The organism is Pseudomonas sp. 05N434, assembly GCF_056396965.1.
This window is the reverse complement of sequence record NZ_JBFTMK010000673.1, coordinates 1-4,055: the sequence shown is the minus strand read 5'-3', so window position 1 is coordinate 4,055 and position 4,055 is coordinate 1. Positions and strand designations below refer to the sequence as shown.

Sequence of the window (4,055 nt, the reverse complement as noted above, 5' to 3'; positions counted from 1 at the left end):
TGTCTACCTTGCCCCGGTGAGTCTGAAGGGCCGTTTAGCGAAATTGTTCCGGGTGGTGGCTTGGGGGCTCATGAAGCTCGAGGCGGGCATTTGATCGCGAAACATATAGGTCGAACGGAAGCTCAATTGAGGGCTAGGCTTACAGCAGAACCGAGAATACCAATTGCGTCCACATTTGCTAATAGGGTTGAAGCTGAGGCGGCTGTTTCAGGCGTTATTGATAATAATAAGAAAAAAATTGATGATTTTTTGAGTGGTCAAGAAAGAAGACTAGTTATTAATCAAGTGGTGCCAGCACCTGCAGGTGTTGGTGTAGTGCGCGAGAGTGGAAAGCTTGAAGCATTATCAAAAATAAGGTTAATACTTCAACGAGATCCGGGTTCTCCAACTGGGTATTTCATATTGACAGGGTTTGTAAATGAATAGTGATGATTTTCCGCGCCTTTATCAGTTTTTTGGAGCTTACTTTCATGAAGATTGGATGTGTGAGTTTAAAACGGCTGATGATGTTGTTAAATCGTTTTTATCGGGCTCTAGTAAGGAGGCTGTTTCAGCGGCTAGGGAAGAGATAAGTATGCTTCTGATGGAGTCGACGGGTGAGGGGGAGTTGCGAGATTTTTTGTTAAAGGATATGGGGGCTTGTTATTGCTATTGGCATGAGTGGCCTTCGGGAGAGTCGTGGTTAAAGCACGTTGTTGTTCTCCTTGGTGGTGAACGGAAATAGAGTAAATAAGTTCTTTATTTTTTACTGCTTTAATTGTGTTTCTTTATGGCCGGTCTTTGAAGAATGATGTTGTTAATGATTGTTAAGAAATGGATCGCAGTAGTGCGAGGTACGGATAGGAGTCGGGCAGATAGTTCGGGTTCTGCTGTTCAGCAACAAACCACTAGCTGCGAACTTCGTGGTGAAAGCAAGAGTTGGAGAGCCGTTCCAAGCTCTAGGTTTATAAGCCATAGAGCACAGCTGAATGCTTATAATGAAGTGATGACAAGGGAGGCTAGAAAAATGTCTCGTTTTACTGGGGAGGATAGTAAAGGAAATTTGGTAGTAAGAATGGAGGCTGAAAATGTAGGTCAGGGATATGAGCCTAATCCTTTAGACCCAGAAAATCCGCGTTTCATTCCTCAGATGAATGCCTTTGAGATGAAATTCGATTTTGAGACATTGAAGCCTATAGCGCTTTATCCGATAGAGAAAATCTAATGTTGATGCATCCGTATCTTAATGTTCCATATAATCCAAGTGTAGAGCACTTTCTCGGTGGGTTCGATATATATGATCGCGAGGAGAGTCTTGGGGTTGAGTTGTCGGCGTACGATCCTGGGTGTCCTTCAGATAGAGAATTTTTAATATCCCGGTTTATTGTCAAACGCTTCGCTGCGTTGAGTTATCGGCACAAGTTTGTTTTGTTCTTTGTGTTGGGAGAGGCTCTTGATGGTGACTCGAGTGTTTTTTCTGAGATTTTGGAACATGATCCGATGTCTCCCTCCTCGCTCCCTCCTGGGTGGAATGAAATGGAAAATCCTAGGGCGTTTTTTGAAGATGTGTACCTCAAGTTATCCGAGGCGTGGGTTGATGATCTGTATAAAGCAAGTCAGGAGGATTTTTTAACTTGGTGAAAGCTATCATAAAATCGCTAATAGATTGTCTGGCAGACTGGATCGGGCATGATGGCTACGGCTGCGAAATGTCGAGTTTTCCAAAGGCCTCGATATTCCTACCCCGCGCATAGCTGCCACCCCAGCCTGTAGGAAGGCTGATGGCAGTTCCTGTTTACTGCCTCTGGAACTTGAAAATGAAAAATCTTCACCCCGATCCACCCTACGAAAAACCAATCCCCCACCCAAAAAGCCGCTTCATGGCCCTAACCGGCAACTGCACCGACATGCCCACCCTATTCGTTGATACCCGCGCGCCGCTAGATATCTTGACCGACACTGCCAGCTACCGAATTCGCGCCGTCACYCARGTGCTKGAAAACMTGTCCATGCGYGGTTCAGTCGAGTGYGAWTCKWTSATYCTYAGYGAYTTTGCCTTGCTCTGTGCCATTYCAYTGCGYGATGGSTGTGATGTGCTGGATGTGRTKGGGCGGCGGTTGCGGGCKCGGYCTTCGGAATAACGTCGAGTGGCTTTTGTGGCGAGGGAGCTTGCTCCCGTTGGGCTGCGTAGCAGCCCCAAAACCTGCAATCCCGTTTTGTCAGCTGTACCGAGTGGTTTGGTTTGGCGACTGCTTCGCAGTCGAGCGGGAGCAAGCTCCCTCGCCACAGGTTATGGGGTGGTCTGGATATTTTGGGGCTGCTTTGCAGCCCAACGGGGGCAAGCCCCCTCGCCACAGGGTTTATGGATTGGCGCGGTATTGGGGTTGTACTTGCCCGCTCAGCCGCGAACCCCTGACGTCCTGCGCCGTACAGGGTAAACTTCCCGGCCTTCGCAGGAGCAGCCATGAATTATCGTCACGCCTTCCATGCCGGCAATCACGCCGATGTGTTCAAACACCTGACTTTGACCCGCCTCATCGCCTTGATGTCGCGCAAGGAGCAGCCGTTTGCCTATCTCGACACTCACGCCGGCATCGGTCTGTATGACCTGCAGGGCGATCAGGCCAGTCGTACCGGTGAGTACCTGGAAGGCATCGCGCGATTGTGGGATCAGCCGGATTTGCCAGCGCTGACCGCCGATTACATGAAGGTGTTGCACGAGATGAACCCGGATGGCCAGTTGCGCTATTACCCGGGGTCGCCGGAGTTGGCGCGGCGTTTGACCCGGCCGCAGGATCGCGTGTTGCTCAATGAGAAGCACCCGGAAGACGGTGTGTTGCTCAAGGACAACATGAAGGGCGATCGTCGGGTGAAGGTTCACCTGGGCGAAGGCTGGCATGTGCCGCGTGCGCTGCTGCCGGTGCCGGAGAAGCGGGCGGTGATGTTGATTGATCCGCCGTTCGAGCAGCTTGATGAGATGCAGCGTTGTGCGGCGTCGTTGAAAGAGGCGATTGGCCGTATGCGCCAGACGGTGGCGGCGATCTGGTATCCGGTGAAGGATCAGCGGGCGTTGCGGCGCTTCTATCAGGATTTGGCCGGAACGGGCGCGCCTAAGTTGTTGCGGGTGGAGTTGTTGGTGCATCCGCTGGATACGCCGAACAGCTTGAACGGTTCGGGGTTGGCGATTGCCAATCCGCCGTGGGGGCTGGAGGAAGAGTTGCGTGAGTTGCTGCCGTGGTTGTCCAAGAAGTTGGGGCAGACCCAGGGTGGTTGGCAGATGGATTGGTTGATCGCCGAGAGCTGATCAGTTGCATGTGTGGCGTCTAATCGGACGCCTTCGCGGGCAAGCCTCGCTCCTGCAGGTCGGTGTGACCGTAGGAGCGAGGCTTGCCCGCGATGCTTTTCAGGGGCCGAAATTTAGATCGGGCACGTCACGCCAGTACCGCCAATCCCGCAATACCCCTCAGGATTCTTGGCCAGGTACTGCTGGTGATACGCCTCGGCGTAGTAGAACGTCGGGGCTTCGTCGATTTCAGTGGTAATGATGCCTTTGCCAGCCTTGGTCAGTTCCGCCTGGAACACTTTCGCGCTGTTCTTCGCCGCTTCCAGTTGTTCCGGTTTGGTGCAGTAGATCACCGAGCGGTACTGGGTGCCGATGTCGTTGCCCTGGCGCATGCCCTGGGTCGGGTTGTGCAGTTCCCAGAACATTTTCAGCAGCTGTTCGTAGCTGACTTTTTCCGGCTCATAGACCACGAGCACCACTTCGGTGTGCCCGGTCAGGCCCGAGCAGACTTCTTCGTAGGTCGGGTTCGGCGTGAAGCCGCCGGCATAACCGACCGAGGTGCTGAACACGCCTTCGCGCTGCCAGAATTTGCGTTCCGCGCCCCAGAAGCAACCCAGGCCGAAGATTGCGAATTCTACGTTGCCCGGAAACGGACCCAGCAGCGGGTTGCCGTTGACGAAGTGTTTCTCCGGAACCTTGATCGGGGTTTCGCGGCCAGGCAGAGCTTGTTCTTTAGTCGGGAGCACGTTTTTGTTCACCAGAATTTCCGAGCGCAGAACCATGATCAGTCCTC

Annotated in this window: 7 protein-coding genes; 6 read left to right on the top strand and 1 reads right to left on the bottom strand. The window is 52.6% G+C overall.

From position 1 onward, the window contains the following. The 6 genes from AC1DLB_RS27855 to AC1DLB_RS27830 form a co-directional block, all read left to right on the top strand. A partial coding sequence (locus tag AC1DLB_RS27855; protein ID WP_477786071.1) for an RNase A-like domain-containing protein occupies positions 1–426 on the top strand: 426 nt, incomplete at its 5' end. Beyond that, positions 419–724 (top strand): contact-dependent growth inhibition system immunity protein, encoded by a 306-nt coding sequence (locus tag AC1DLB_RS27850; protein ID WP_477744216.1) that lies wholly within the window; start codon positions 419–421, stop codon positions 722–724. The genes AC1DLB_RS27855 and AC1DLB_RS27850, both read left to right, overlap by 8 nt. Before the next feature lie 75 nt (positions 725–799). Further along, positions 800–1,204 carry a hypothetical protein gene (locus AC1DLB_RS27845; RefSeq protein WP_477744215.1) on the top strand — a complete coding sequence of 135 codons (405 nt, stop codon included), beginning with the start codon at positions 800–802 and terminating at the stop codon, positions 1,202–1,204. Then, on the top strand, positions 1,204–1,620 hold the full coding sequence (locus AC1DLB_RS27840; RefSeq protein WP_258613000.1) for a hypothetical protein: 417 nt from the start codon (positions 1,204–1,206) through the stop codon (positions 1,618–1,620). Before AC1DLB_RS27845 ends, AC1DLB_RS27840 begins: the two co-directional genes overlap by 1 nt. Before the next feature lie 176 nt (positions 1,621–1,796). Then, positions 1,797–2,120: a hypothetical protein gene (locus AC1DLB_RS27835; RefSeq protein WP_477786072.1), complete on the top strand. Its 324-nt coding sequence runs from the start codon at positions 1,797–1,799 to the stop codon at positions 2,118–2,120. A gap of 323 nt (positions 2,121–2,443) precedes the next feature. Further along, on the top strand, positions 2,444–3,283 hold the full coding sequence (locus AC1DLB_RS27830) for a 23S rRNA (adenine(2030)-N(6))-methyltransferase RlmJ (RefSeq protein ID WP_018928567.1): 840 nt from the start codon (positions 2,444–2,446) through the stop codon (positions 3,281–3,283). 113 nt (positions 3,284–3,396) lie between these two features. On the opposite strand, the gene msrA is transcribed toward AC1DLB_RS27830, so the two are convergent. Then, positions 3,397–4,044, bottom strand: a complete 648-nt coding sequence (msrA, locus tag AC1DLB_RS27825) for a peptide-methionine (S)-S-oxide reductase MsrA (protein WP_018928566.1) — start codon at positions 4,042–4,044, stop codon at positions 3,397–3,399. Between the last annotated feature and the right edge of the window lie 11 nt (positions 4,045–4,055).

Coding starts and splice junctions, on each gene's coding strand:
- AC1DLB_RS27850 (WP_477744216.1), top strand. CDS start 419: ATGAATAGTGATGATTTTCCGCGCCTTTATCAGTTTTTTGGAGCTTAC.
- AC1DLB_RS27845 (WP_477744215.1), top strand. CDS start 800: ATGATTGTTAAGAAATGGATCGCAGTAGTGCGAGGTACGGATAGGAGT.
- AC1DLB_RS27840 (WP_258613000.1), top strand. CDS start 1,204: ATGTTGATGCATCCGTATCTTAATGTTCCATATAATCCAAGTGTAGAG.
- AC1DLB_RS27830 (WP_018928567.1), top strand. CDS start 2,444: ATGAATTATCGTCACGCCTTCCATGCCGGCAATCACGCCGATGTGTTC.
- msrA (WP_018928566.1), bottom strand. CDS start 4,044: ATGGTTCTGCGCTCGGAAATTCTGGTGAACAAAAACGTGCTCCCGACT.